The 23,443-nt window shown below is 65.2% G+C and carries 20 protein-coding genes and 1 pseudogene; 17 read left to right on the forward strand and 4 right to left on the reverse strand.

Annotated elements, in window-relative coordinates:
* Positions 1 to 24 precede the first annotated feature (24 nt).
* The 8 genes from fmt to DBW_RS03300 all read left to right on the forward strand — a co-directional run bounded on the left by fmt (position 25) and on the right by DBW_RS03300 (position 8,682).
* Positions 25 to 945, forward strand: coding sequence for a methionyl-tRNA formyltransferase (fmt, locus tag DBW_RS03265; RefSeq protein ID WP_066729660.1), 921 nt, complete (start codon positions 25 to 27; stop codon positions 943 to 945).
* Positions 938 to 1,717 (forward strand): DUF116 domain-containing protein, encoded by a 780-nt coding sequence (locus DBW_RS03270; protein WP_231875386.1) that lies wholly within the window; start codon positions 938 to 940, stop codon positions 1,715 to 1,717. Before fmt ends, DBW_RS03270 begins: the two co-directional genes overlap by 8 nt.
* 101 nt (positions 1,718 to 1,818) lie before the next feature.
* Complete coding sequence (gene htpX / locus DBW_RS03275) at positions 1,819 to 2,652, forward strand: zinc metalloprotease HtpX (RefSeq protein WP_066724160.1); 834 nt, start codon at positions 1,819 to 1,821, stop codon at positions 2,650 to 2,652.
* A gap of 151 nt (positions 2,653 to 2,803) precedes the next feature.
* On the forward strand, positions 2,804 to 4,153 hold the full coding sequence (rsmB, locus tag DBW_RS03280) for a 16S rRNA (cytosine(967)-C(5))-methyltransferase RsmB (RefSeq protein ID WP_066724162.1): 1,350 nt from the start codon (positions 2,804 to 2,806) through the stop codon (positions 4,151 to 4,153).
* A 64-nt stretch (positions 4,154 to 4,217) separates the two neighbouring features.
* Positions 4,218 to 4,877, forward strand: coding sequence for a ribulose-phosphate 3-epimerase (gene rpe, locus DBW_RS03285; protein ID WP_066724164.1), 660 nt, complete (start codon positions 4,218 to 4,220; stop codon positions 4,875 to 4,877).
* Positions 4,877 to 5,434, forward strand: coding sequence for a CoA pyrophosphatase (locus DBW_RS03290; RefSeq protein ID WP_066724165.1), 558 nt, complete (start codon positions 4,877 to 4,879; stop codon positions 5,432 to 5,434). Before rpe ends, DBW_RS03290 begins: the two co-directional genes overlap by 1 nt.
* Before the next feature lie 78 nt (positions 5,435 to 5,512).
* On the forward strand, positions 5,513 to 6,748 hold the full coding sequence (locus tag DBW_RS03295) for a c-type heme family protein (protein WP_066724167.1): 1,236 nt from the start codon (positions 5,513 to 5,515) through the stop codon (positions 6,746 to 6,748).
* 95 nt (positions 6,749 to 6,843) lie between these two features.
* Positions 6,844 to 8,682 (forward strand): bifunctional homocysteine S-methyltransferase/methylenetetrahydrofolate reductase, encoded by a 1,839-nt coding sequence (locus DBW_RS03300; protein WP_066724169.1) that lies wholly within the window; start codon positions 6,844 to 6,846, stop codon positions 8,680 to 8,682.
* Here the strand turns inward: DBW_RS03300 and grxC are convergent.
* Positions 8,679 to 8,936 carry a glutaredoxin 3 gene (grxC, locus tag DBW_RS03305; RefSeq protein ID WP_066724171.1) on the reverse strand — a complete coding sequence of 86 codons (258 nt, stop codon included), beginning with the start codon at positions 8,934 to 8,936 and terminating at the stop codon, positions 8,679 to 8,681. The two genes, DBW_RS03300 and grxC, sit on opposite strands and share 4 nt — an antisense overlap.
* A gap of 91 nt (positions 8,937 to 9,027) precedes the next feature.
* Between grxC and DBW_RS03310 the strand changes: the two genes are divergently transcribed.
* From DBW_RS03310 to DBW_RS03325, 4 genes are all read left to right on the forward strand, one after another.
* The gene (locus tag DBW_RS03310) at positions 9,028 to 9,444 is read left to right on the forward strand and encodes a hypothetical protein (protein WP_066724173.1); all 417 of its coding nucleotides are present in this window, start codon (positions 9,028 to 9,030) and stop codon (positions 9,442 to 9,444) included.
* Positions 9,445 to 9,694: 250 nt separating this feature from the next.
* The gene (locus tag DBW_RS03315; protein WP_066724175.1) at positions 9,695 to 11,650 is read left to right on the forward strand and encodes an FAD-dependent oxidoreductase; all 1,956 of its coding nucleotides are present in this window, start codon (positions 9,695 to 9,697) and stop codon (positions 11,648 to 11,650) included.
* Between the two features lie 84 nt (positions 11,651 to 11,734).
* The gene (locus DBW_RS03320; RefSeq protein WP_066724177.1) at positions 11,735 to 14,299 is read left to right on the forward strand and encodes a molybdopterin-dependent oxidoreductase; all 2,565 of its coding nucleotides are present in this window, start codon (positions 11,735 to 11,737) and stop codon (positions 14,297 to 14,299) included.
* Positions 14,300 to 14,382: 83 nt separating this feature from the next.
* Positions 14,383 to 14,697, forward strand: a complete 315-nt coding sequence (locus DBW_RS03325) for a cupin domain-containing protein (protein ID WP_066724179.1) — start codon at positions 14,383 to 14,385, stop codon at positions 14,695 to 14,697.
* 134 nt (positions 14,698 to 14,831) lie between these two features.
* Here the strand turns inward: DBW_RS03325 and DBW_RS19230 are convergent, their stop codons facing one another.
* On the reverse strand, positions 14,832 to 15,230 hold the full coding sequence (locus tag DBW_RS19230; RefSeq protein ID WP_231875411.1) for a CoA-binding protein: 399 nt from the start codon (positions 15,228 to 15,230) through the stop codon (positions 14,832 to 14,834).
* A 135-nt stretch (positions 15,231 to 15,365) separates the two neighbouring features.
* A pseudogene (locus tag DBW_RS19235) lies at positions 15,366 to 16,229 on the reverse strand (alpha/beta fold hydrolase); the annotation flags it as partial.
* Between the two features lie 82 nt (positions 16,230 to 16,311).
* Here DBW_RS19235 and DBW_RS03335 point away from each other — a divergent pair.
* Positions 16,312 to 16,755 (forward strand): tetratricopeptide repeat protein, encoded by a 444-nt coding sequence (locus DBW_RS03335; RefSeq protein WP_066724181.1) that lies wholly within the window; start codon positions 16,312 to 16,314, stop codon positions 16,753 to 16,755.
* Between the two features lie 543 nt (positions 16,756 to 17,298).
* Positions 17,299 to 18,702: a group II intron reverse transcriptase/maturase gene (gene ltrA / locus DBW_RS03340; RefSeq protein ID WP_066724184.1), complete on the forward strand. Its 1,404-nt coding sequence runs from the start codon at positions 17,299 to 17,301 to the stop codon at positions 18,700 to 18,702.
* Between the two features lie 89 nt (positions 18,703 to 18,791).
* On the opposite strand, the gene DBW_RS03345 is transcribed toward ltrA, so the two are convergent.
* Positions 18,792 to 19,643, reverse strand: a complete 852-nt coding sequence (locus DBW_RS03345) for a carboxypeptidase-like regulatory domain-containing protein (protein WP_066724185.1) — start codon at positions 19,641 to 19,643, stop codon at positions 18,792 to 18,794.
* A 130-nt stretch (positions 19,644 to 19,773) separates the two neighbouring features.
* Here DBW_RS03345 and glpD point away from each other — a divergent pair, with 130 nt between their 5' ends.
* The 3 genes from glpD to DBW_RS18375 all read left to right on the forward strand — a co-directional run bounded on the left by glpD (position 19,774) and on the right by DBW_RS18375 (position 23,159).
* The gene (gene glpD / locus DBW_RS03350) at positions 19,774 to 21,390 is read left to right on the forward strand and encodes a glycerol-3-phosphate dehydrogenase (RefSeq protein WP_082820157.1); all 1,617 of its coding nucleotides are present in this window, start codon (positions 19,774 to 19,776) and stop codon (positions 21,388 to 21,390) included.
* Between the two features lie 11 nt (positions 21,391 to 21,401).
* A complete protein-coding gene (locus DBW_RS03355; protein WP_066724191.1) occupies positions 21,402 to 22,895 on the forward strand; it encodes a leucyl aminopeptidase in 1,494 nt (497 codons plus the stop codon).
* A 99-nt stretch (positions 22,896 to 22,994) separates the two neighbouring features.
* The gene (locus DBW_RS18375; RefSeq protein WP_157471735.1) at positions 22,995 to 23,159 is read left to right on the forward strand and encodes a hypothetical protein; all 165 of its coding nucleotides are present in this window, start codon (positions 22,995 to 22,997) and stop codon (positions 23,157 to 23,159) included.
* Positions 23,160 to 23,443: the final 284 nt, after the last annotated feature.

Genomic DNA, 23,443 nt, shown 5'->3' on the forward strand with positions numbered 1-23,443 from the left:
CCCAAATCGATCCGCACCGTATTCATGGGGACCCCCGAGTTCGCACTGGCAACCTTCGAGGGGCTCTTCGACTTCGGTCTCGACCTGATCGCCGTCTATACCCAGCCCGACCGTCCCAGTGGCCGTGGCAACCGGCTGACCTCGCCACCGGTGAAACTTCTCGCGACAGCGCGTGGCATTCCGGTCTTCCAGCCGGCCCGGTTGCGGGCTCCGGAGGTGGTGACAGAGTTGCGCGCCCTCGCCCCGGACCTGATCGTGGTCGTCGCCTATGGCCAGATCCTGCCGCAGAGCGTGCTCGAGATTCCCCGCTACGGCTGCATCAATGTGCATGCCTCGCTGCTGCCGAAATACCGCGGTGCGGCGCCGATCAACAAGGCGATCATCGACGGCGAAAGCGAGACCGGGATCACCACCATGCTGATGGATGTCGGCCTCGACACCGGTGACATGCTGGTCAAGCGCGCCACCGCCATCGATCCCCTGGAGACGGCGGGCGAACTGCATGATCGCCTGGCCCGGCTCGGGCGCGAGGCGATCGAGGCGACCCTGCGCCAGCTCTGCGACGGGACGTTGCAGCCGGAAAAGCAGGACGACAGCCAGAGCTGCTACGCGCCGATGCTGAAGAAGGAAGATGGCCGCATCGACTGGAGCCAGCCAGCCTCCCGGATTCATAACCAGGTGCGGGGGCTCGACCCCTGGCCGGGGGCTTATACCACCCTTGACGGGGAGACCCTGAAGCTGGCGGCGACCCTTCCCGAGGCCGGGGAGGGGGAACCGGGAACGGTCCTCTCTGCCGCTGCCGATGGGGTGCGGATCGCCTGTGGTGAGGGGGTGCTGCGCATCGGGGCGCTGCAACTCCCCGGCAAGAAACGCCTTCCCGCGGCCGAATTTCTGCGCGGGCACCCGCTCCCGGCGGGGCTTCGCCTCGGAGTGCAGGTTGGATAAATCCGCGGCGAACACGCCTTTGCAGCAGCCGCGCAAGCGGGTCTTTATCGGCCTGCTCGCCGGCGCCTGCGCCCTGGTACTGGTCGGAGCCTTCCTCCTCTGGTACGTGCCGAGTGTCGGCCTGGCCAACATTCACCCACTGTTGCCGGTCATCCTCGGGGTGGTCCTGGCGACCCTTGCATTCCTGCTCCTCGGCGGGCTGTCACTGCTGGTCCTGACGCTCCTCACCGGTCGCGACCTCTTCTTCTCCGAACGCCTGCGCAAGATCGTCATTCGCTACCTCTTTCCGGGCATCATCTCCCTTGGCCGGCTGATCGGCGTCGACCGGGACCGCCTGCAACAGTCCTTTATCGCCCTCAACAATCAGCTGGTCCGGGCCAAGAAGGTGCGCGTCACAGCGGACCGGGCCCTGATCCTGCTGCCGCACTGTATCCAGCTCTTCGACTGTGCCATCAAGATCACCGGCGATGTGGAAAAGTGCGTCCGCTGCGGTCGCTGCGACATCAGCGGCCTGGCGCAACTGGCCCGGGAACGGGGTATCGACATTGCCGTCGCCACCGGCGGCACTCTGGCGCGCAAGCTGATCGTCGAGAAGCGGCCGCGCTTTATCCTGGCGGTCGCCTGCGAGCGGGACCTGACCTCGGGGATTCGGGATTCCTACCCCCTGCCGGTGATCGGTGTTCTCAACCATCGCCCCAACGGCCCCTGTTTCAATACCCGCATCGTGCTGGAGGAGGTGCGTGCCGCCCTCGATGAACATCTCGTGGTCTGAGTCCATCTTGCATTTTTGCCGGGCAATTCTTATATTGAATGCCAGGCGGGCAGGTGATTCCTGCTGATAATTCGGTAGTCCACTCGAAGGTGAGGTTTTTCATGAACACCCTGCGCACGATTCTGCTGATGACGGTTCTGACCCTGGTGCTGGTCCTTGCCGGTGGCGCCATCGGCGGCCGCGGCGGCGCGCTCTTCGCGCTGATCATGGCCGGGGTGATGAATTTTGTCTCCTACTGGTTTTCCGACAAGATCGTCATCAAGATGTACCGCGGCCGGGAGGTGACCAGCGGCACGCTCTATGAGGTGGTTCAGGATCTCGCCCTGCGCGGCAACCTGCCGATGCCCAAGGTCTATGTCCTGCCGCAGCCGACCCCCAACGCCTTTGCGACCGGCCGCAACCCGGAACATGCCGTAGTTGCGGCCACCGAAGGGATCCTGCAGATTCTCAGCCGCGAAGAGTTGCGTGGCGTGATGGCCCATGAACTCGCCCATGTTCGCCACCGCGATATCCTCATTGGCTCGATGGCGGCGACTATCTCCGGCGCGATTGCCTATCTCGCCCACATGGCCCAGTGGGCCCTGATCTTCGGTGGCGGTCGCGATGACCGGGATAGCAACCCGATCGCCATGATCCTGATGATGATCCTGGCGCCAATTGCCGCGGTCCTGGTGCAGATGGCGATTTCCCGCTCCCGGGAGTTCGAGGCCGACAAGGGGGGAGCCAGGCTGGCGGGCAGCCCCTTCGAGCTGGCCAGCGCCCTGCGCAAGCTGGAGGCAGCCAACAGCCGGGCGCCGATGCCCCAGGTCAACGAGGCGACGGCCCACATGTTCATCGTCAACCCGCTGCGGGGTGCCGGCCTGCGGTCGCTCTTTTCCACCCACCCGCCGGTCGAGGAACGGATCCGCCGGTTGGAGAGCATGACGATCGGCTGACCTGCAATCTTTCCACCCGGTGCCCGGCGGCAACGGGCTGCGCTTTCCATGGCGCGCGGTAGCTACTCTCGGCACTTCCCGGTCCTGTCGCTTGTCTGATTTCCCGGTGGCGTGCGCGCCACCCTCGAACGCTCCTCCCACGGGACCCGCCATGCCGAAACCTGACGCCCGCCGCTCCGCCTTCGATGTGCTCACCCGGGTCGAGACCGGGGCCTTTGCCGATCTCGCCCTCTCTGCCGCCCTTGATGCCCTGGCTGACGCCCGGGATCGGGGCTTGGCCACCGAACTGGTCTACGGCGTGCTGCGCCGGCAGGGGAAGCTCGATTTCGCCCTGGCCCGGTTCTGCAAACAACCGCTCCCCAAACTCGAGCCGGCGGTGCTGCGGTTGCTGCGCCTGGGCGCCTACCAGTTACTCGAACTCGATCGGGTGCCAGCGCGGGCCGCGGTGCATGCCAGCGTCGAACTGGCCAGGGAGCTTGGCCTGCAGCGGGCGACCGGGTTTATCAATGGCGTCCTGCGCAGCCTCGACCGCGGCCGCAGCGAGATCCCCTGGCCCGACCCCGAGCGCCAGCCCCTCGCCTGCCTGGAACAGAGCCTGTCGCTGCCGCACTGGCTGGCCCGGCGCTGGCTGACCGAAATGGGGGCTGCCGAGGCGCTCGCCCTGGGGGAGGCGCTGCAGGCGCCGGCACCCTTCTGCCTGCGCGTCAATACCCTGCGCTGCAGCCGGGAGGCGTTGCTGACGGCATTTGCCGCCGCCGGCCACGAGGTGGCGCCGACCGCCTTCGCCCCCGAGGGGATCGTCCTGTTGCGACGCGCGGATGCACCCCTGCCCGGGGAGGCCGAGGGGTGGTTCCAGGTGCAGGATGAGGCGAGCATGCTGATTCCGCACCTGCTCGGTGCTCAGCCGGGGGAGATGCTGCTCGACACCTGCGCGGCCCCGGGGGGGAAGACGACCCAGCTCGCCGCACTGACGGCGAACCAGGCCCGGATCACGGCTCTCGACCTCCACCCGCAGCGTGCTGCGCTGGTGGCAAACGGTGCCGCCCGGCTCGGCTGCAAGGAGATCAGCGTGCGGGCCTGGGATATGACCCGCCGCCCCGACTTTATCGCCGCGGGCAGCATCGACCGGATACTGGTCGACGCCCCCTGCAGCGGCCTGGGTGTCCTGCGCCGCAATCCCGAACTCCGCTGGCGCCGCCAGCCCGATGACCCGCGGCGGCTGGCCGGGTTGCAGGGGAGCATTCTCGCCAGCGCCGCCCCGTTGCTTAAACCCGGCGGGCATCTGCTCTACTCGGTCTGCACCCAGACGGATGAAGAGACCGTGGAGGTGGTGGCCGCTTTTCTTGCCGCCCATCCGGAATATGCGCGCGAGGACCTGCGCCCCCTGGTCCCGGAGCATTGGCGTCCCCTCTTCGATGGGAGCGGGGCCCTTCGTACCCTGCCCCACCAGCATGACGGCATGGATGCCTTCTGGGCGGTACGGCTGCAGCGGCAGTCCTGATTGTCCGGCCGCAATTTTCGTTTCTGACCTGTTCGCCACCCCCTGACCCGATCTGGAGCCCGCCATGATCAAGATCGCCCCTTCGATTCTCTCCGCCGATTTCGCCCGCCTCGGTGAGGAGGTGCGTGCCATCGCCAGCGCCGACTATGTCCATGTCGATGTCATGGATGGCCATTTCGTCCCCAACCTGACCATCGGCCCGCCGGTGGTGGCGGCGCTGCGCAAAGTCACCGACCTCCCCCTCGATATTCATCTGATGATCGAAAACCCGGATCGCTACATCGCCGACTTCGCCGCCGCCGGGGCCGACATCATCACTGTCCACCAGGAGGCCGCCGTCCACCTCCATCGCACGGTCCAGCTGATCAAGGGGCTCGGCAAAAAGGCCGGCGTGTCGATCAACCCGGCGACCCCGGTTGCGGCCCTGGAGGTGATCCTTGATGAAGTCGACCTGGTGCTGGTGATGAGCGTCAATCCCGGTTTCGGCGGGCAGAGCTTCATTCCCGCGGCGCTGACCAAGATCGATCAGCTGCGGCGCGAAATCGACCGTCGCGGATTGCGCGTTGAGCTGGAGGTCGATGGCGGCGTCAAGACCGACAATATCGGGCTGATCGCCCGGGCCGGGGCTGACGTCTTTGTTGCCGGCAGCGCGGTCTTCGGTAATGGTGACTACGCCGCGACCATCGCCGAGTTGCGGAGCGCGGCGGTTTCGGTCAAGGTCTGATGGCACGATTCAGGCGGATCAGCGATATCCTCGCCCGCCACCAGCCGCAGCAGATCCCCCTGGGGCGGCTGCGGCCGGCGGCGGTACTGTTGCCGGTCTACCGGCGCGGCGACGAGGAGACGATCCTCTTTACCCGGCGCACCGATCATCTGGAACATCACAGCGGGGAGATCTCCTTCCCCGGCGGCGCCCGGCATCCGGAAGACCCCGACCTGGCGGCAACGGCGCTGCGGGAGACGGAAGAGGAGATGGGAATTGCCCGCGCCGACGTCACCCTGCTGGGGCGGCTCGACGATTTCTACTCGATCCACGGCTACCACGTCGTCCCCTTCGTCGGTACCTTCTCCTGGCCCTATCCGTTCCGGGTCAACCGGGAGGAGATCGCCTCGGTGATCGAAATCCCGGTCGCCCGGCTGCGTGACCCTGCCATCTTTCACAGCGAGGACTGGCTGCACCAGGGGCGGCGCCACCCGGTCCATTTCTATCTCATCGACGGTCAGCAGATCTGGGGTCTGACCGCGGCGATCCTGAAACAGTATCTTGACCTTACCGTTTGAGAACCGGACCGCTCAAGTTGCAATGGAGCGGTTAGCGGCTAGACTGATCCTTGTTTTGCCCTTGCAGACAGGCTGCCGATGAGATCATCCCGCCCGGTTGGGCTCCTCACCAAGATCAACCTGATCATTGCCGGCATCCTGCTGGTCTTTTTTGCCCTGGCCACCTGGATCAACTACCGCCAGCAGCGGGCGGTGACGATCGCGGAGGCGGTGGAAAAGTCGCGGATCATCGCCTTCGAGGTGATTCGCGCCCGCGAGTACCTCTCGGCCGAGCTCACCGCAGGGAAGATTCAGCTTTCGCCCGAGCGCTACGGGCTGATACCGATCGTTGCCGCCAACCGGATCGGCCAGCTGGTGGCCAGGGATCTCGATTACCGCATTCACCAGGTTTCCGACCGCTACCGCAATCCGCAGAACGCCCCGGACGCATACGAAAGCCTGGCGCTGGAACGGTTCCGCAGCGCCCCGAATCTGCACGAGGAATACACGATAACCACCCTCGACGGCGAACCGGTGTTTCGCTACCTGCAGGCGTTCTCCGCCGAGGCCAGCTGTCTCGAATGCCACGGCCGGCCGGCGGACGCTCCCGACTTCATCAAGACCCTCTTTCCGCCCGCCAGCGACCGCGCCTACAACTACCAGGTCGGTGAGTTGATCGGGGCCGCCTCGATCACCATCCCCATGGACCGCTTAGAGCGCCAGGTGAGTGCCAACCTGCGTCGGGATCTCTTTTACAGCGGCGGCATCTTCCTGGCGCTGATCACCTGTCTCGGCCTCCTCACCCGGCAGGCGATTACCCGGCCCCTCGCCCAGCTCGGCGCCGCCATCGGCACCATCATCCGCACCGGCCGCTTCGAGGAGAAGATCTCCCGCCGCAGCCGGGATGAAATCGGGGTTTTGATCGATGGTTTCAACGACATGATCGATCATCTCGGCGAACGGACCCGGGAACTGGAAGAGTCGGAGCAGCGCTTCCGGGTGATGACCGATACTGCCCGCGATGCCATGGTCTCCTTCCTCGCCAACGGCCAGATCATCCTCTTCAACCGGGAAGCGGAACGGATTTTCGGCTACAGCAAACGCGAAATCCTCGGGGTCTCGATTGCCCGCCTGTTGCCGGACAATTGCCCGTCCTGGCCGGGGGGAGAGGTCGAAGAGTATCTGGCCGCCCACGCCGGGAACCTGCTCCGTGAAGTGCAGAGCATCTCCGGCCGGCGCCGGGATGGAACGCCCCTCACCCTGGAGCTCTCCCTTTCGGTGGCCGACTCCGACGGCCATCTCTTCTATACCGCGATCCTCCGCGCCCAGGACTGATTGCGCCGAGCGGGGGGTGGCAAGCGCCTTTATCTTTCCAGCCGGATATGGCATAAAGCGCTAGTGTTTCCGCCCTGCCCCGACTGGACCCGGCCATGACCCGAAAAAATCCCCTGCCGCTGCCAGCGCGCCTGGTCACCGAGATCGTCATTGGTGACGGCGCCATGGGCACCCTGCTTTACAGCCGCGGGGTGCCGCTGGAGACCAATTTCGAGCACCTCAACCTGGTGCGCCCGGAACTGGTACGCCAGGTCCATGAAGATTATTTCAGGGCCGGTGCCCGGCTGCTGGAGACCAACACCTTTGGCGCCAATGCCCTGCGCCTGGGATCGGTCGGGTTGGCGCACCGCACTGCCGATATCAATCTGGCCGGTGCCCGTCTGGCCCGCCAGGCCGCCGGCCGCGAGGGGCTGGTCGCCGGCGCCGTCGGACCGTTGATCCCTCCCCGCGGCGAGACCAGTGAACTGCCCCGTGAGCAGAAACGGGCGATTTTTCACCAGCAGATGGAAGCCCTCGCCGAAGGGGGCGTCGACCTCTTTCTCCTTGAGACCTTTGCCGGTCTCGACGATCTCGAACTGGCGCTGGCGGTAGCGGCGGCCCTCGGCCTGCCGGCGATCGCGCAGATGGCCTTTCTCGAAGGGGGACGTACCCGGGAAGGGGTGAGCGCCGAAGCGGCCGCTGCACGTTTGACCGCGGCCGGTGCCGCTGGTCTGGGTGCCAACTGCGGCTCCGGGCCCCGGGAACTGCACCAGGTGCTGCAGCGGCTGGCAGCGGTCTCGACCCTGCCGCTGACGGCTTTTGCCAATTCCGGTTTTCCCGAGTACCACGAGGGGCGTTACATCTACCTCGCCACCCCCGAGTATTTTGCTGCCGCCGGCCGTGACCTGGTGCTGGCCGGCGCCACCCTGGTCGGCGGCTGCTGCGGGACCACCCCGGAACATATTGCCGCCCTGGCCGCCAGCCTCGCGGGGATGCAGCCTGTGGTGCGGCCACGGCCGCTTGCACCCTTGCCGCGGCCGGCACCGCGACCGGTCGCCGCTGTTTCCGAAGGGCGCTGGCTGGAACGTCGCGCCGCCGGGGCGGTCGTCACCGTCGAACTCGACCCGCCGCGGGGTTTCGACTGCAGCAAGGTCCTCGCCGCTGCCCGGCAGCTGGCCGCGGCGGGGGTTGATGCCATCAACCTGGCGGAGAATCCCCTCGCCCGCATCCGCCTCGGCAACCTCGCCCTCGCCCGGGAGATCCAGGAGGCGACCGGGGTCGAGGTGATCGTGCATGTCACCGGCCGGGACCGCAACCTGATCGGACTCCACTCGGAGCTGATGGGGGCCCATCTGCTCGGCATTCGTTCGGTGCTGGCGGTAACCGGGGATCCGGTAGCGGTGGGGGGGGAGGCCGGGGCCACCAGCGTCTTCGACCTCAACTCGATCGGCCTGCTGGAACTCCTCGCGGCGCTCAACGCGGGACGCAACCTGCTCGGCAGCGAACTCGGCGGCCACAGTCAGTTTCTGCTCGGTGCGGCCTTCAATCCCAACCTGCCCAGCATCGAGGGGCAACTGCGCCGGCTCGAAAAGAAGCTGGCCGCCGGAGCTCGATTCGTCCAGACCCAGCCGGTCTATTCGCGGACCATTCTGGAGCGGCTGCTGGAACGGACGGCTGATTTCGGCGTACCGGTGCTGGTCGGCATCCTCCCCCTGGTCAGTGAGCGGAACGCCGAATTCCTGCACAACGAGGTGCCGGGGATTTCGCTGCCGGAGGAGGTGCGCAAGCGGATGCGCGGTTTGAGCGGTGCTGCCGGGGTTGCGGCGGGGATGGCAATCGCGGAAGAGCTGATCACCGCAGGGGAGGGGCGGGTGGCGGGCTGGTACCTGATGCCACCCTTCGGCAAGGTCGAACTCGCCCTGGGCTTGTTGCGCAGGATTCGCGCGGGGGGCTAGTTGAGATCAAGCAGGCGGTCGAGTTCGCCCCTTTCATCGAGGTCGAAGAGTTCGCTGCAACCGCCGATCAGGTTGTCGGCGATGAAAATTTCGGGAACGGTGGTCCTTCCTGACCGGGTCCGCATCTCCTGCTCTTTGGCGGGATCGCCGGTAACGTCATATTCGGCGAACTCGACCCCCTTGATGCGCAGCAGTTCCTTGGCGCGCTGGCAGTAGGGACAGTAGCTCTTGGTGTAGATTTCGACTTGATTCATGGTCGCTCTCCGGGGCCGAAATTGACAAGTACTACAGTTTAGCCGAGCCGAGCCGACATGCAAGGTGGCGTCGGCCAATGAGGAGAAGATTATGGCCAAAATATCGAGATACGGGCTGTTGCTGGTGCTGTTCGGGCTGTTCCTGGGGGGGTGCAGCTGGATGGCCGTGCCGCGTCCCGATGTTGCCGATGCCGAGCGGGATTTTTCGACCCGGCTGCGCTGGCTTGACTTTCCCGGCGCGGCCCGTCACCTGCGCCCCGAGTACCAGGAAGCTTTTCGCGAACAGTTTGCCGCCCTCGATGGTCTCCACATCACCGATACCCGCTTCGTCAGCCGGGACGAAACGGCCTCCGGACAGATTGACAGCCGGCTGGAAATCGATTATTACCGACTGCCATCGGTGACGGTCAGGACCTGGCAGTTCACCCTGGCCTGGGAATATGTCGACCTGGGACGGTGGCAGTCGGGATACTGGCGGATTGCAACCCCCTTCCCGGATTTTCCGTGAGTCGCCGTGGCTTCGAACGGGGCCGGAAAGAGGGGGGGCAGACAGGGGCGGCGGTGGTTCCGCTGCCAGCGGAAACATAAATTTTCCCTTGATTTGCACTTCCCCTTTATGGTATTTAGCTGCATACTGTATACAAAATAGATACGGGCAACTGCTAGAAAAGAGCGGGAAATAGTTTGGTTTCCGCGCCCTTTAAGGGAGTTCTCCGTGCCGTCTCCGGGGATGGCGCGCGAGTTGACAGGAGGTCGTTTTGGCTCAGGTCGTTTTTTCCAGTTGGGGACGCAAGATCGTCGATAACCGCCAGGGTGGCGAGGCGGATCTGGCGTCACTGAAACTCAAGCTCGCCGAGAACTATCTCAGTGAAGGCAAGATCGGCGCTTTCATGGGCTGGGACGGCATTGTGCTGATCGACCGCGCCACCGACGTGGTGGCCATGGCGGCCGAGTATATGAAACGGGTCCAGGAAAAGTACTGCTGTGCCAAGTGTACCCCGGGCAAGAAGGGGACGCGGGTACTGCAGGACACCCTCGCGCGGATTGTCGCCGGTCACGGCGAAGAACAGGACCTGGAGATCATCGAAGACCTGGCGTCGTTGCTGGAAACCTGCAAATGCACCCTCTGCATGACTTCGGCGATTCCGGTCTTTGACGCGGTGAAACATTTCCGTCAGGATTTTCTCGATTATATCGGCGGCAAGCGCAAGCCGAGCCCGGCCAAGGCATACCGGGAGAAGCTCACCGCCCCCTGCATGGACCGCTGCCCGGCCCATATCGATATCCCCGCCTATATCGAAGAGATCAAGGATTACCGCTTCGACGGGGCTCTCGATGTGATCCGCCGCAACATGCCGATCCCCGCCGTCTGCGGCCGGGTCTGCCCGCATCCCTGCGAGAAGGCCTGTCGCCGGGCCCTGGTCGACGATCCGATCAGCATCATGGTGCTCAAGCGCGTCCCCTCCGACCATGAATGGATGCATCACCGGCAGCCGCCGATGCTTCCGAAACCGCGCAAGGACAAGAGGGTCTGCGTGGTCGGCGCCGGGCCGGCCGGCGTGACCTGCGCCTACTACCTGCTGCTCGAGGGCTACCAGGTGACGATCCTCGAGATGCTCAATGAGCCGGGCGGGACCGTGGCCGTCGGCATCCCCGACTACCGCATGCCGCGCCACCTGCTGCGGCGCGACATCGAGATCATCACCAGTCTCGGCGGCGAAATCCGCTACAATACCAAGCTCGGCCGCGATGTCTCCCTCAAGCAGCTCAAGGAAGAGTACGACGCGGTCTTCCTCGGCACCGGCGCCTTCAAGTCGAAACCGATGGGGGTCGAAGGCGAGGACGCCGGCTATGAAGGCTTCTCCCCCGGTGGTATCCATTACCTGCGGGCGGTGGCCCTCGGCCAGCCGATCGAGACGCCGAAACGGGTGATCGTCGTTGGTGGCGGCAACACCGCCATCGACTGTGTCCGGGTCGCCCTGCGCGAAGGGGCCGAGGAATCGATCCTGGTCTACCGCCGGACCCGCAAGGAGATGCCGGCCGAGTCCTATGAGGTCGACGACGCTGAAGAAGAGAACGTCAAATTCGAATTCCTGCGCAATCCGACCCGCCTGATCGCCGAGAACGGCAAGGTCGTCGGCGTCGAGGTGGTGGTGATGGAGCTCGGCGAACCGGACGAGTCGGGACGGCGCCGGCCGGCGCCGAAGCCGGGGAGCGAGTACATCATCCCCTGTGATCTGGTCATCCCGGCCATCGGACAGGATCCTGACCTCTCCTACCTCGGGGAGGAGGATTTTGGCATCAAGCAGACCCGCTGGAACAGCATCGTCACCCATGGCGGGACGATGATGACCGATTGCGAAGGGGTTTTCGCCGGGGGCGACTGCGAGTATGGGGCGATGACCGTCGTGGTTGCGGTCGGCCATGGCCGGCGCGCCGCCCGGGTCATGGATCGCTGGCTGACCGAAGGGAAGGCCTATCTCGACCAGGAAGACGCCATGGAGGATTTGGTCAACCAGCTCGGCGTCTTTGACGAGAAGGAGAATGTCGGCATCCTCGGCGGTCTGCACCGGGAGCACCAGCCCAAGATTTCCGGCGCCGAGCGGGCCAAGAACTACGAGGAGATCGAACTGGCAATGCCAGAGAGCCAGGCGGTGCGCGAAGCCGAACGCTGCCTGCGCTGCTACCGGGTTGGAATGGTAGCCGTCAATTGACGCGTATTACTGCGAAGCGACCGATATGAATGCTGCGGCGGGATCTCAGGATCCGGCCGCGCTCCATGCAAAGGTGATGAGTCCATGGTCAATCTGAAGATCGACGGCAAGGCGGTGCAGATCGAGAAGGGCGCGACGATTCTGGCCGCGGCCGAAAAGATCGGGGTCACCATCCCCACCCTCTGTTTCCTGAAGAAGGTCTCGCCGACCGGCGCCTGCCGCATCTGTGTCGTCGATATCGCCGGGGTCGATAAGCCGATGACCGCCTGCAACACGGTAGCGGTCGAAGGCATGGCGGTCACCACCCAGTCCGAGCGCCTGGCCAAGATCCGGCGCCAGGTCGTCGAACTCCTCCTGGTCAACCATCCCCTCGACTGCCCGGTCTGTGATGCCGGCGGGGAGTGTGACCTGCAGAATGTCTGCTACGCCCAGGATGTCACCAGCCAGCCCTTTGGGGCCGAGGATGTCAACCCCGGCGTCATCGATCGCTGGCCGCTCATCCAGCAGGTTCCCAACCGCTGTATCCTCTGCGAGAAGTGCGTCAAGGTCTGTCACGAGGTGGTCGGGTCGAGTGCGCTCTTCGTCAACGACAAGGGCGACCGCGCCTTTATCGACAAACATCTCGATCTCTGCGAATTCTGCGGCAATTGCGTACAGGTCTGCCCCACCGGTACCATGATCTCCAAGCCTTTCAAGTTTCGGGCCCGTCCCTGGGAACTGCGCAAGGTTGCTTCGGTCTGTACCGCCTGCGGCAGCCACTGCCAGGTCGATCTCAACGTCAAGCAGGACGAGGTCTATCGGGTCACCTCCGAGGACGGAGTCACCCGCAATGACGGCAACCTCTGCATCGGTGGTTTCTTCGGCACCGACTATCTGCGTTCCCCGGCGCGCCTCACCTCCCCCCTGGTCAAGCAGGGGGAGAGTCAACAGCCGGCGAGCTGGGATACGGCGCTTGCTCTCATCGTCGAACGGCTGCAGTCCCTGGGCGCCGCCAAGGGGGAGGCGGTGGCCGGCCTCGCTTCACCACGCCTGACCAACGAGGAGAATTACCTTTTCCAGAAACTCTTCCGGGTGCTGCTCGGCAGCAACAATATCGATTCCGAGGCCCGCTTCGGCGCCCTGCGCAGTAATGGCGTACTGCGCCAGGCCCTCGGCCTTTCCGGGGCGAGCAACCGGATCGATCGAATCGGCGCGGCGGAAGCGGTCCTGGTATTCGGCTGCGATGTGACCGCCGAGGCGCCGGCTATCGACTGGCAGATCGAACAAGCCTGCCGCAAGCGTGACGGCAAGCTGGTGCTGGCCGGACAACGGGGGGTCAAACTCGACCGCCATGCTCACACCGTATTGCGCTATCGGCCCGGCAGTGAAGCGGCCCTGGCTACGGCCCTGGCCCGCATGATCCTTGATGCCGGACTCGCCGACAAGGCCTATCTGCAGCAGTATGTCGGCAACGGCGACGAGCTGCTGACCGGTCTGCAAGGGGTCGATCTGGCGGCGACGGTTGCCGCCACCGGCCTGGCGCCGGAGCTGATCGACGAGGCGGCCCGTTATCTCGGCGCGGCCAGGAGCGTCGCCCTCATCTTCGGTGCCGACATCAGCAAGGGGCCGGAAGCGGAAGCCGCCACGGCGGCCCTGGCCAACCTCGCCCTGGTCTGTGGCGCCCTGCACGGTGAGATCGGCGGTCTCTTCCCGGTCGACGAAAAAGGGAACATGCAGGGCCTGCTCGATATGGGCGTCTGCCCCGAAAACCTCCCCGGACAGCAGGCGTTTGCCACGTCCAAGGCGGCCTTCGAACAGGTCTGGGGGGCCACTCTGCCCACCGCGGGGAGGGATGCCCTGGCTATTCTCGAGGGGATCGAAAAAGGCGAAGTCCGCTTTCTCTACCTGGCGGCGACCAACCCCCTGGTCTCTTTTCCCGAGGCGGGGCGCTGGCGCAAGGCCCTGGCAAAGGTCGAGTTCCTCGTGGTGCAGGATATCCTCGCCTCCGAGCTGACCGCCCTCGCCGATGTCGTCCTCCCGGCAGCTGGTTTCGCGGAAAAGAATGGCACCGTCACGTCTCTCGACCAGCGCATCAACCGCCTGGTCCGGGCGACCGGAGCGCCTGGCGCGGCGCGGGAGGATTTTGCCATCCTCGCGGAGCTCTACCAGCGCCTGGCCGGCACCAGCCAGATCCCCCAGCTCGACCAGGTCGCCAGCGAGATCACGGCCCTGGTCCCCTCTTACGCCGACACCTGCTTCCCCACCAAGGATGCCCGTTCCGGGCTCAAGGCGCCCTTTGCTCCGGCTCCCGGCAGCCTTCGTTTCACCCCGGTGGTCCTGACTGCGCCCAACGCCACCGGGCCGCAACTGGTAACCGGGAAGGTCCTCTTCCATTTCGGAACCACCACCACCTTCGCCAACGGCTGCCTGGCCGTGGCACCCTCCGGCTACGTCGCCATGAGCCCCCGTGATGCCGAGGCCCTGGGGGTCAAAGATGGTGGACGGGTCAAACTTACCTCGGGTTCCGGGTCGCTGCTGGCACCGGTCAAGCTCAGTGCCCAGTTGCCCGACGGTCTGCTGTTCGCGCCCTGTCACTTTGCCGATACCCCGGTGCAGCAACTGCTGACCGCGGCCGGCAACCGGGTCTCCGTCCAGGTGGCCAAAGCTTGACCTTGCCACTTTTTCTGCCGTACTATCAGGGCGCCGCCGGGATTCTCCCGGCGGCGCCCCTTTCACTTGGCCGGGAGTCAGCCATGGAAACCACCTTCTGGGATTATCAGGACCAGGTCGCGTATCACAAGGAAAAGGCCAACAAGGTGCAATTGGCGGAAACCCCGCACTCGCGCACCACGCTCTGGTGCCTTCTGCCGGGGCAGCATATCCACCCGCATGAACATGCCGGAGATCATATCTGGATCGTGCTCGAGGGGGAAGGGACCTTCCTCGGCGCTGGCGGGCCGCGTCCGGTTGGTCCGGGAACCCTGCTGGTCGCGCCCCAGGGGCGCCCCCATGGGGTTGAAAACAAGTCGCAAGAAGGGTTGGTCTTTGTCAGTATCTCGGCAGGCTGACCCCTCTCCGCCCGCGGTGGCTGGACGAAAACCCTTGGCTTCAGGGCGTGGCCCTGGCCATAAAATCGGACGCTACAGCAGCGGCCGCCCGGGAAAGGGCGGCCGCTGCCGTCAGGACTGGGGGCAGGTTGTGGTCAGTGCTCGCGGTAACCCAGAACGACCAGCAGGCAGCTGCCATCGGCAATGAGGTTGACCCCTTCTGCTTCGCAGGTGGCGATGGCGGCGGCACTCTCGGCGCCAGGTTGCATCCAGATATTGCGGATTCCGTGGGCGATCGCCACTTTCACCACTTGCTCCGTAACGGAAGGTGGCGTGATGATCGAGATACTGGTTGCTTCGGGTGGCAGGTCGCTGACCCGTGCAACGCAGGGAATCCCTTCGATCACCTCTTCCCGGGGGTTGACCGGTATGACCGTTCGGTTGCGCTGCTGGTAGCAGCGAACCACCTTGTTACCATATTTGTCCCGGTTGGACGAAGCGCCGACCACGCCAAAGGCGGAAGCGGCAAGAAAGGTCGCAATGCGTTGGTCCATGGAAATCTCCTCCCCGGTGGCTGGTGTGGTTTTCTTATCGCAAGTATACCATTGGCTCTTTTCACCGCTGGCGGGAAAACGGCTGGCCGCGGTTAACCCCTGCAGGATGGTTGCGGCGTAGTTGACGGGAAGGGAGAAGTGGCCTTCTCCGGGGTATAGGGTGGTTCTGCACGACCTCAGGCGCCCGGCCAGTAACTCCCCGAAGGCTGCTGGGACGAGAAGGTCGGCGGACCCATGCCAGAGCAGCGTCGACGCGTCGATCCCGGCAAGGGGAAATCCCCAGGGTCGGGCAAAACTGGCGATGTCGTCACGCAGGCCGGCATACCCTTTTTGCAGAGCGTCCCTCCAGGAAGTCAGCAGCAACTGGCGAACGCGAGGCGCGGCAAGAACCTCCTGGTCCCGGGCCGAAAGCCGGCGGGCCTGGGCGCGCAGGAAAGTTTCCGGGAAGGCGCGGATCAGCAGGCGCAGCGGCGCCATCAGCAGGCCGAGAGGAAGCAGCTGGCGGCGACTCCAGGCCTGTAGCCCCCGCCAGATCGGGGGGAGGGGAGTGGCGGCGGGAAATTCGTCCAGCGGGCCGACAGGTGAGACGAGTCCGAGCGCAGCGACCCGGGTTCCAAGGCGGCAGGCGGTGGCACAGGCAAAGGGAGCGCCCCCGGATACCCCGAGCAAAAAGAGCCGCTGCAGGTTGAGGTGGCAGCAGAGTTCCACCAGGTCGCTGGCGACGTCGGCAAGGTGGCGCCCCGATGCGGGAGTCGAGAGGCCATACCCGGGCCGGTCGGCCGCGATCAGTCGGAACCCGGCTCGGGCGGCAGCCTCTGCCGCCAGGCCGGCCTCCAGCCGGCAGCCGGGGGTGCCGTGGCAGTAGAGGAGGGGGAGACCGCTGCTGGCGCCGAATTCAGCCCAGCCGAGTTGGCGGCCGTCGCTGAGCCGCAGGGTCCCGGTGCAGAGCGCTGCCGGAAAGCTGGGGTCGGGGCTTGTTGCAGGAAGAGCGATTTCCATTATTATTCTCTTCGGCTAAGCTGGTTGGCAACGGCAACGGGTTTTCCGGAATCTTGGCACTCTGATGGAGGAGCGTATCGTCATGGCTTATGACCATTCCCGGGGGCTGCTGGAACGGGCGGTCGCCGCCGCCGAGGAGGGGAATACGATGCTGGCGCTGATGCACCTGGAACATCTCCCCGAAGATTGCCGGCCGCCCCTGGCCTGGTCCTATCTCGGCTACTGCATTGCCCGGGAGCGCCGGCAGTATCGTCGGGGGGTCAATTTCTGCCAGCAGGCGCTGCAGCAGGATGCCGCCAACCAGATCCATTATCTCAACCTCGGCCGTATCTACCTCCTCGCCGGGCAAAAGGGCCGGGCCATCACCACCCTTCGACGCGGGCTCAAGTTTGGTCGTGACCCGCGACTGGTTGCCGAGTTGAAACTGCTCGGGGTGCGACGGCCCCCTTTCTTTCCGACGCTGGAGCGCGCCCATCCCCTCAACCGCCTGGCGGGGAAATTGCGCCACCGCTTCAACCGGGGCTGAGGCCGGCCCCAGCCTGCCGCGGACCCGGGATGGGAGCGCCATTGCAAAGGAACGGCCGGGAATAAAACCCGGCCGTCTTTTTGCTGGTGCGCCAGGCATGGCGCGTAGCGCCTTGACTGGCGCTGTCTGATTCACTGTGGTGGTGAATCAGTGACTTGGGGGTGAAAGTCCCCTGCGGACCCTGATGGCGGGAACCGCTAGCCGGACGGCAAGGGTGTCCATCGCGAGGTGGAATCTGAAGGAAGCCGCAGGCAAAATCCCGGTCCGACGAACAGAAACCGCATGAGGCAGTCTCATCCGGGCGAGAAGGCCAATATCTTCAAAGCCCGATAGCCATCCGGGAGGGTGGGGCTGTAGATGCGGCGGGTAGATGGGAGGAAGGTCACGCGCATTACCCTGGGAGATCTGTCGGTCTGCCTCGTGCTACCGTCACCGTAAGGTGTCGGGACGGGCCGGCAGAAGTCAGCAGAGGCCGTAGTAGCCGGAGTAACCACCCGGCAAAGGGCCGAACACGAGGCGTCGTTTCAGGAGACTCGCGTTTCGATGACGACAAGAGCAGCAGAAGTCCCGGTCGAGATACCGGGAGCCGTCCCGGAGGGCAGCGGCCGGAAGCCGCCAGAGCATGGGAGCGGTGCGTCAAACGTCACGGCAACGAGAGACCCTTCCTGGACGAAAGCGGAAAGGGGGCTGATGGAAGACGTCGTCAGCCGCCCGAACATGATGGCGGCCTTAGAGCGGGTGGAAGCCAACAAGGGCGCCCCCGGCATCGACGAGATGACGACGGGCGAGCTTCGCGGTTTTCTCAAGGAGAAGTGGCCGACCATCAGGGAAGAGTTGCTGAATGGGACGTATCGCCCCCAGCCGGTGCGGAAGGTGGAAATCGAGAAGCCCGACGGGGGAGTGCGCACCCTGGGAATCCCCACGGTGTGCGATCGGCTCATTCAGCAGGCGCTGCATCAGGTGCTGACGCCGCTATTCGATCCGGACTTCTCCGAGAGCTCCTACGGGTATCGTCCCGGACGGAGTGCCTGGCAGGCGGTTAGAGCCGCCCGTCGGCATGTGGCCGACGGCAAGCGCTGGGTGGTCGATATCGACCTGGAGAAGTTCTTCGACCGGGTGAACCACGACATCCTCATGTCGCGGGTCGCCCGTAAGGTCGAAGACAAGCGGGTATTGCTGCTCATCCGGCGGTACCTGCAAGCCGGAGTGCTCGAAGGCGGGCTTGTGTCGCAGAGGGTGGAAGGGACGCCGCAGGGTGGTCCCCTCTCACCTCTTCTGTCGAACATCCTGCTCGACGCGTTCGACAAGGAACTGGAGAGGCGCGGTCACGCCTTCTGCCGCTACGCCGACGACTGCAACATTTACGTGCAGACCAGGCGCAGCGGCCAAAGGGTCATGGCCAGTCTCACCCGGTTCCTGGAGGAGCGGCTGGCACTCAAGGTCAACGTCGCCAAAAGCGCCGTCGACCGTCCTTGGAAAAGGGTCTTTCTGGGTTACAGCATGACCTTTCACAAGAAACCCCGCCTCAAAGTGGCGGAGTCGAGAGTGAAGCGGTTCAAGGCCGGACTCAGGAAGGTCTGCCGACGGGGCAGGGGACGCAGTCTCGCTCAGGTCATCAAAGAAATCACCCCGAAGCTACGGGGGTGGGCCTCTTACTTCCGCCTGGCGGAGGTCAAAGGCATCTTCGAAGAACTGGACAAATGGCTGCGGCGGAAGCTGCGCTGCATTCTATGGCGACAGTGGAAGCGCCCCTATACCCGGGCCAAGAGGTTGATGCAGCGGGGATTGCCGGAAGCCCGGGCGTGGAAATCGGCCACGAACGGGCGAGGCCCCTGGTGGAACTCAGGGGCCTCGCACATGAATGAAGCGTATCCGACATCCTTCTTTCGCTACTTGGGGCTGATCCGCTTGACCGATCAGCACCGCCGCTTTCAGAGCGCCTTGTGAACCGCCGTGTACGGAACCGTACGCACGGTGGTGTGGGAGGACGGCGGGGGCGACCCCGCCTCCTACCCGATCTGCCCTGTCGCAATGGCTTAGAAAGGGCGGCGACTCTTGCCCGGCTCGTAGGTCCCGGTAAAGGGGGTCAGGACAATGCGGATACCATCGACAAAGGTATCGTCGGCGACGGTCACCGGGGTTGGGGGCTCGCCACCGAACTTGCCATATGGCTCGCCCGGACGGGGCATATCCCAGACATGGATGCGGCCGCCCAGGTAGTAGGTACCCCCCTTGGGGAGGTAGATGGTGAATTCCCCTCGTTCGTTGCTGAGGGTGGAAGGGAAATCGGGCAGGCGCTGCAGGTTATCGTCGAGATAGGCCATGGCAAAGCCACCGGAAACCGGGTTCCCCTCGCCATCGACGAGGACGCCGTGGATACCGGTGCGGGTCTCCTGGTCCATGCTCCCCTTCTTGAAGAACATCGGCGCCCGCATCGTCACCACGCTCAGGTCAACCAGCGCCACCCGGCCGGCAGTGACCGTGGTGATGACGCGGTGATGTTCCGAAGAATAGTAGTCACCGGGCGAAAGAGGGCCAGTCGGTTCGCCGGTCATCCGCTTGCGGGCGACGACGTAGTAGGTGCCGGGGGGGAGATCGATCTGGTAGCGGCCGTTGGCGTCCGTCGGCCGCGACATGAACTGGGATGGGCCGAGCAGGTTGGTGAAGGCATCGGGGTAGATGTTGATGTAGGCGCCGGCGAGGGGCTCCCCGGTCTCCTTGACAAGGACCTGCCCATCGATGCCGGTCCGCCCCTGGCCGTCGACACTTTTGGTGACCCGGGTCAGGTCGGTGCGGGTTGCCGATGGCAGCTCCCGGGCGGGTGTGCAGGCGCCGAGGAGCAGCAGGCTCAGCGGGAGCAGGATACGTAGGGGGGAGAATCGCTTCATGGAAGCCTCCTTGACAACGGAATGGCCGAACGGGCGGCAGGGCAGGGAATGGAACCAAGTTTAGCGGCCGGGCGGAAAATGTCAAAAGGCCGATTGCCAGCGCGGTTGCTGGCCGTTAGACTTGCCAACCATGGACTCCTTGTCGCCCCAGCGTGAGCTCGCCCCCCTCTCTTCCCGTCGTCATGACGTCCTGATTATCGGCGGTGGTATCAATGGCGCCGGCCTCGCCCGCGATCTCGCCTTGCGCGGCATCGGTGTGCTGCTGGTCGAGCAGGGCGATTTCGGCAGCGGAACCTCCAGCGCTTCCACCAAGCTCATCCACGGCGGCCTGCGCTACCTGGAACGTTTCGATCTGCGGCTCGTCTTCGAGTCCTGCCGCGAGCGACGGGTATTGCAGCGGATTGCCCCCCACCTGGTGCGGCCGCTGCCGTTCTTCATCCCGGTCTATGCCGGCGATTCCCGGCCGTTGTGGATGGTTCGAGCCGGTCTCACCCTCTACGACCTGCTCGCCCTGTTTCGCAATACCCACGCCCACCGAATGCTGAAACCGGCCGCCGGCCTGGCCGCGGAGCCGGCGCTGCGCGCGGAGGGGTTGCGCGGCGTCGCCCACTACTGGGACTGCAGCATGGACGATGCCCGGCTCTGCCTGGAAAACGTCCTTGCCGCCCGGGCGGCCGGAGCGGTGGTGCACAACTACCTGCAGGTGACCGGGCTGCTGCGTCGCCAGGGGAAAATCTGCGGGGCACACCTGGTCGATAGCGAGAGCGGCCAGGAACTGGAGGTGGCGGCCCGCCTGGTGGTCAATGCCAGCGGCCCCTGGCTCGACCAGGTCTGCGCCCTGGAGGAGGCAGCGCCGGCGCGGCTGCGGCCGACCCGGGGGACGCACATCCTGGTGCCACGCCTCAATCACGGCAATGAGGCACTCTACCTCACCGCCGGCCAGGATCAGCGGCTCTTCTTTGCCATTCCCTGGGGGAGGGGCCTGTCGCTGGTCGGAACCACCGATATCGACTTTTCGGGCGATCCCGATACGGTGGCGCCGACCGAGGAGGAGATCGATTACCTGCTGGCGGAGGTCGGGCGTCACCTGCGTGGCCGGGCGCCGCTGCGCTCCGAGGTGGTCGCCGCCTTTGCCGGCCTGCGCCCGCTGGTGGCGGAGGAAGCGACGCGCTGGGCCTCGCGGGTTTCCCGGGAACATCGGATCTTCACCTCCTCTGGCGGGATGCTTTCCATCGGTGGCGGCAAGTACACCACCTACCGGGGGGTGGCGGCGGAGGTCGCCGACCGGGTCAGCGCTCTTCTCGGTGGCGGCTATGGGCGCTGCCTGACCGCCAAGGTCCCCCTCCCCGGCGGTGCCACCGGGGATTTCGGCGCCTACCTGCGCCGGTCCCTGCCGGACCTGGTGGGGCGGTCGGGCCTTTCCGCAGCTGTCATCACCCGCCTGCTCAATCGTTATGGTTCGCGGGCCGGGCGCCTGATCGAACTGCTCGGCAGGGAGCCGCAACTGGCTGCGCCGGTGGCGCCGGGGTCGCCCCTGCTGGCCCTGGAGGTGGCTTTTGCCTGTGATGAAGAGCTGGCGCGAACGCCGGACGACGTTCTGCGCCGCCGGACGCCGCTGGCGCTGGAGAAAGGGCGCGGGCTGGCCGAAGTGGAGGGGGTTGCCATCCTGCTCGCCGAGCGTCGCGGCCGACCGGAAAGCCGGCAGGGGTGGATTGAAGCTTATCGGCGTAAATACGCCCGTTACTGAAAGGAAACGTGATGGAGATCCTCGTCAAGCATGGCGACAGCCTGAAACAGAAAACTCCCTGTCTGGTGATGGGGGTGTGGGAGGGACGCTTGCGCACCCCGCCCTTGCGGGAACTCGATACCCGTCTCGACGGCGCTCTGAGCCGGGCGTTCCGGGACGGCGAATTCAGCGGCCGCCAGAGGGAGACCCTCCTCCTCTATCCGGGGGCGGCCCTGCCTGCCGAACGGCTGCTCCTGGTCGGCCTCGGCAAGGACGGGCGCCGGGCCGACCGGGAAGGCCTGCGCCAGGCCCTTGGAGCGGCGACCGGCCTCCTCCTCGGGCGTCGGATCAGCCGTTTCAGCATCGATGCGGCCTCCTTTTCGGTGCGCCGCCTGGAGGGTGCTCTGCTCGGACAGACCCTGGCTGAGGGGGTGGAACTTGGGGCCTATCGTTTCGACCACTTCCGCACCGAGAAGAGTGCCGAACTGCCGCCCCCCCTCGACGAGGTGCGGTTTGTGGCCACTACTCCGGCGGCCGGCCGTGAACTGAGCGCCGGGATGACAGTCGGCCGGGCGATCTGCCGGGGAGTCTGTCTTGCCCGCGATCTCGTCAACCAGCCGGGAAATATCAAGTCCCCCGACTACCTCGCCCGCCGTGCCCGGGAAATTGCCGAGGAGGTGGGCCTGCACTGCGAAATCCTGGAACGACCCGAGCTTGAAGCGTTGGGAATGGGGGCGCTGCTCGGCGTGGCCCAGGGGAGTATTCGCGAGGCGCGGCTGATCGTCCTGCAGTATCGCGGCGGGCTGGACGAGGCCCGGCCGGTGGCGCTGGTCGGCAAGGGGGTGGTTTTCGATGCCGGGGGCATTTCCCTCAAGCCGGCGGAAAAGATGGATGAGATGAAGATGGACATGGCCGGCGGCGCGGCGGTCCTCGGGACCCTGCTGGCCGCCGCCCTGCTCAAGCTGCCGGTCAACCTGGTCGGGGTGATTCCGGCGGTCGAAAACCTCCCCTCCGGCAGCGCCATCCGTCCCGGCGATATCCTCACCTCCCTTTCCGGCCGGACCATCGAGATCATGAATACCGATGCCGAAGGGCGGCTGATCCTCGCCGACGCCCTGACCTATGTCCGGCGCTTCGAACCGCGGGTCGTTATCGACCTGGCGACCCTGACCGGTGCCTGCATTATTGCTCTCGGCCACCATGCGAGCGCCGTTCTCGGCAATCACGACGGCCTGGTCCGGCAGTTGCTCAAGGCGGGCGAAACGAGTGGCGAGCGGCTCTGGCAGCTGCCGTTGTGGAGCGATTATGGCGCCCAGATCAAGAGCGAAGTGGCCGATGTTAAAAATACCGGGGGTCGACCGGCCGGCACCATCACGGCCGCCGCCTTCCTGGAGAAGTTTGCCGAGGGCCTGACCTGGGCCCACCTCGATATCGCGGGAACGGCCTGGGAGGAGAAGGGGCGGCCTGGTACGCCGAAGGGGGGGACCGGGGTCGGGGTGCGCCTGCTGATCGAATACTTACGCTAACTTCCCAAAAAACAGGGTTTTTTCTTCCCCGCGATTGACAGCTTATGGGCGACTGCTAGATTTGATCCTGTGCAGCGGGAGGGGCAGGAAGGAGACGGCGTGCTCAGGTACTGTGCCTGGTGTGGAACTTATCAGGGAGCAACCAGCGGAACCGGTCACCAGATCCGCAAGAACATTTGCGAGATCGATACCACCACCATCTGTCCCGCCTGCCTGGAGCGGGTCAAAAAGGAAATCCCGACGCGGGAAAAGAGCTGGACCTGACCGGGCCGGTTGGAGACGGTGCATGCAAAAAAGGGAAGCGGTGACTCCCCCGGGGGTCCGCTTCCCTTTTTTCCGGCTCGGGGGATGGAGAACCGCGCACTTATCCAGGCAAAAATTTCTGTCCCATCCATACCTCCTGCTCCCGGTGATGGTCTCCGGGAAGGGGAGATTTTCCCCAGGCAGGAACAGGGGGCTGAATCCCCCCGGCGAAGCCGCAGACCGGGCTTTGGCCTTGACATCCCTTTGGGGGATTGCTAACGTACCACGTTGGCGCGCAACCCCGG

Source organism: Desulfuromonas sp. DDH964, from assembly GCF_001611275.1.
GTDB lineage: Bacteria > Desulfobacterota > Desulfuromonadia > Desulfuromonadales > DDH964 > DDH964.